At 70.7% G+C, this 3,669-nt stretch carries 3 protein-coding genes; 2 read left to right on the plus strand and 1 reads right to left on the minus strand.

What is annotated here, in order from left to right; translation table 11 throughout:
- Positions 1-720 (plus strand): MMPL family transporter (locus D8M29_RS09935; RefSeq protein ID WP_148111572.1); only part of this gene is annotated, 720 nt, incomplete at its 5' end.
- A gap of 77 nt (positions 721-797) precedes the next feature.
- On the opposite strand, the gene D8M29_RS09940 is transcribed toward D8M29_RS09935, so the two are convergent.
- On the minus strand, positions 798-1,448 hold the full coding sequence (locus D8M29_RS09940; protein WP_049146221.1) for a Dps family protein: 651 nt from the start codon (positions 1,446-1,448) through the stop codon (positions 798-800).
- A gap of 324 nt (positions 1,449-1,772) precedes the next feature.
- Here D8M29_RS09940 and dnaK point away from each other — a divergent pair, with 324 nt between their 5' ends.
- A complete protein-coding gene (gene dnaK / locus D8M29_RS09945; protein WP_036340002.1) occupies positions 1,773-3,632 on the plus strand; it encodes a molecular chaperone DnaK in 1,860 nt (619 codons plus the stop codon).
- The last annotated feature ends 37 nt before the right edge of the window (positions 3,633-3,669 follow it).

The following is a 3,669-nucleotide window of genomic DNA, read 5'->3' on the forward strand; positions in this document are numbered from 1 at the left end:
ACGGGCGCCGCGTCCGCGCCGGAGCCGCAGCCCCGCGTGGTGGACGGCCGCGTGCTGGTCTCTGCCACCCTGGCGGACCCGGGCGAGTCCCTCGCCGCGCAGCAGACCGTGGCCCGCCTGCGCGACCGGCTCGCGGACCTGCCCACCTCGGGCGAGATCCTCGTGGGCGGCCCGGCGGCCCAGGCGCTGGACACGAACGTCACCACGCAGCGCGACCTGCGGGTCGTCATCCCGCTGATCCTCGCGATGCTGCTGGTCATCCTCGCGGTGCTGCTGCGCTCGCTCCTGGCACCCGTGCTGCTCGTGGTCAGCTTCGGTGCGGCCCTGGGCGTCTCGGCCCTCGTGTTCCGGCACGTGTTCGGCTTCGAGGACGCCGACCCCACCGTGCCGCTGTACGGCTTCGTCTTCCTCGTGGCGCTCGGGATCGACTACACGATCTTCCTGATGACCCGGGCGCGGGAGGAGACCCCGCGGCACGGCACGCGGGCGGGCGTGCTGCGCGCCCTCACCGTCACGGGCGGGGTCATCACCTCGGCCGGCGTCGTGCTGGCGGCCACCTTCGCCGCGCTCGCGGTGATCCCGCTGATGTTCATGGTGCAGTTGGCATTCATCGTCGCGTTCGGCGTGCTGCTGGACACACTGGTGGTGCGCACGCTGCTGATCCCCGCGCTCGTCCGGGACATCGGCCCGCGCGTCTGGTGGCCGGCGCGGGCCGCCTGAGCCCGGACGGCGACAGAGGGCCCGACCGGCGGTGCGGTCGGGCCCTCCGTGCACGCGGGCGCCTCAGGGGCGCGCGGTCACTTCTTCTTCGACTTCTTCGCGTTCGAGGCCGTGGCCTTCTTGGCAGCCGACTTCTTCGTGCGAGCGCCCTGCGGGGCGGGCGCGGCCTGGTCGTCCTTCACCCGGCCCGCGGCGGCGGCCTCCGTGGCCGCACCCGCGCTGCTCAGGCGGCCGTCGTCCGTGGTCAGGAAGGAGCGCATGAACCACTGGAACAGCTCGAGCTGGGCCACCTGGTCGATGAGGATGTCCTGGGTGACCGGGTCGAGGTCCTCGGTGGCGTCGATCGCGGCGCGGTGATCCGTCACGACGCCGTCGTAGACGAGGTCCAGCGCGGCCAGGTGCTCCAGGGTCGTCGCGCGGCCCAGCGTGTAGTCGTCCCACGTGCGGGCGGCCACGAGGGCGCCCGGGGTGCCGGCGGGGGAGACGCCGAGGGTGGCGATGCGCTCGGCGACGACGTCCACCATCGCGCGGACCAGCTCGATCTGTGGGTCGAGCATCTCGTGTACGCCGATGAAGCCCGGACCCACGACGTTCCAGTGGGCGTGCTTCAGGGTGAGCTGCAGGTCGTTGAGGGCGTGCAGGCGACCCTGGAGGATCTCGGCGGTGCGGCGGCCCGTGCTCAGGGACAGGCCCGGGACGGTGTACTCGGCGGCGTTCTTCTCGGCCATGGTGGTGCTCCTTCTCCGTCGGGACGGGCGCGCCGTCGGCGACGCCCCGTGTTCCGCCATTCAACCGCGCGAGACCCGCGCGCTTCCAGGGCCCGGCGCCTGCACCGGGACGGATCAGGGATGGACCCGGGCCCCGGGAATGGATCGCGGACGGCCCGCGTTGACCCTCGCAGAAGCAGAAGTGAGTGAAGTCGACTCAGGTTCACTTGACAGTCCACCGCCCCGGTGGCAACCTGAGTCATGAAGGCTCAATTCCCTGCGGCGCCGGTGCCCCGGCCCGCGGGTCCGGCCCCCGCTTCACCGTCAGACAGGAAGGACCCCATCATGTCCCGTGCAGTCGGCATCGACCTCGGCACCACCAACTCCGTTGTCGCCGCCCTCGAGGGTGGCGACCCGGTCGTCATCGCGAACGCCGAGGGCGCCCGCACCACCCCGTCCGTCGTCGCGTTCTCCAAGGGCGGGGACGTCCTGGTCGGCGAGGTCGCCAAGCGCCAGGCCGTCAACAACCCCGAGCGCACCTTCGCGTCCGTCAAGCGCCACATGGGCACCGACTGGACCACCGAGGTGGACGGCAAGAAGTACACCCCGCAGGAGATCTCGGCCCGCACGCTGATGAAGCTCAAGCACGACGCCGAGGAGTACCTGGGTGAGAAGGTCACCGACGCGGTGATCACCGTGCCCGCCTACTTCAACGACGCCGAGCGCCAGGCCACCAAGGAGGCCGGCGAGATCGCGGGCCTGAACGTCACCCGTATCATCAACGAGCCCACCGCGGCCGCCCTGGCCTACGGCCTGGAGAAGGGCAAGGAGGACGAGCTCATCCTGGTCTTCGACCTGGGCGGCGGCACCTTCGACGTGTCCCTGCTCGAGGTCGCCAAGGACGAGGACGACTTCGCCACCATCCAGGTGCGCGCCACCGCCGGCGACAACCGCCTCGGCGGCGACGACTGGGACCAGCGGATCGTGGACTGGCTGCTCCAGCAGGCCAAGTCCAAGGGCGCGGACCTGTCCAAGGACAAGATCGCCCTGCAGCGTCTGAAGGAGGCAGCGGAGCAGGCCAAGAAGGAGCTCTCCTCGGCCACCTCCACCAACATCTCGCTGCAGTACCTGTCCGTGACCCCCGAGGGCCCGGTGCACCTGGACGAGCACCTCTCCCGCGCCAAGTTCCAGGACCTCACCAAGGACCTGCTCGAGCGCACCCGCAAGCCGTTCGAGGACGTCATCAAGGAGGCCGGCGTCAAGGTCTCCGACATCGACCACGTGGTCCTCGTCGGCGGCTCGACCCGCATGCCCGCCGTCTCCGACCTGGTGAAGGAGCTGACCGGCGGCAAGGAGCCCAACAAGAGCGTGAACCCGGACGAGGTCGTCGCCATCGGCGCCGCGGTGCAGGCCGGCGTGCTCGCCGGCGAGCGCAAGGACGTGCTCCTGATCGACGTGACCCCGCTGTCGCTGGGCATCGAGACCAAGGGCGGTGTGATGGCCAAGCTCATCGAGCGCAACACGGCCATCCCGACCAAGCGCTCCGAGACGTTCACCACGGCCGAGGACAACCAGCCCTCCGTGTCCATCCAGGTCTTCCAGGGCGAGCGCGAGTTCACCCGGGACAACAAGGCGCTGGGCACCTTCGAGCTGACCGGCATCGCCCCGGCCCCGCGCGGCATGCCCCAGATCGAGGTCACCTTCGACATCGACGCGAACGGCATCGTGCACGTCTCCGCGAAGGACAAGGGCACCGGCACCGAGCAGTCGATGACCATCACGGGCGGCTCCTCGCTGTCCAAGGAGGACATCGACCGCATGGTCAAGGACGCCGAGGCCCACGCGGACGAGGACAGGAAGCGCCGTGAGGCCGCCGACCGCCGCAACCAGGCGGAGCAGTCCGCGTACTCCGTGGACAAGCTCCTGCAGGACAACGCGGACAAGCTGCCCGAGGACGTCAAGACCGAGGTGCAGGCCGACGTCGACGCCCTGAAGGCCGCCCTGGAGAAGCAGGACAACGACGACGAGGTCGCCGCCGCGTTCGAGAAGCTCCAGGCCTCCCAGGTCAAGATCGGCGAGGCCCTCTACGCCCAGCAGGGCGCGGAGTCGGCCGACGCCGGCGCCGAGTCCGCCGCCCCGCAGGACGACGACGAGGACATCGTCGACGCCGAGGTGGTCGACGAGGACGACGAGAAGAAGGCCTGACACCCCGGTGCCGGGGCGGGCGTCCACGCCCGCCCCG

The organism is Micrococcus sp. HSID17227, assembly GCF_003989405.1.
Classification (GTDB): domain Bacteria; phylum Actinomycetota; class Actinomycetes; order Actinomycetales; family Micrococcaceae; genus Micrococcus; species Micrococcus luteus.

Coding starts and splice junctions, on each gene's coding strand:
- D8M29_RS09940 (WP_049146221.1), bottom strand. CDS start 1,448: ATGGCCGAGAAGAACGCCGCCGAGTACACCGTCCCGGGCCTGTCCCTG.
- dnaK (WP_036340002.1), top strand. CDS start 1,773: ATGTCCCGTGCAGTCGGCATCGACCTCGGCACCACCAACTCCGTTGTC.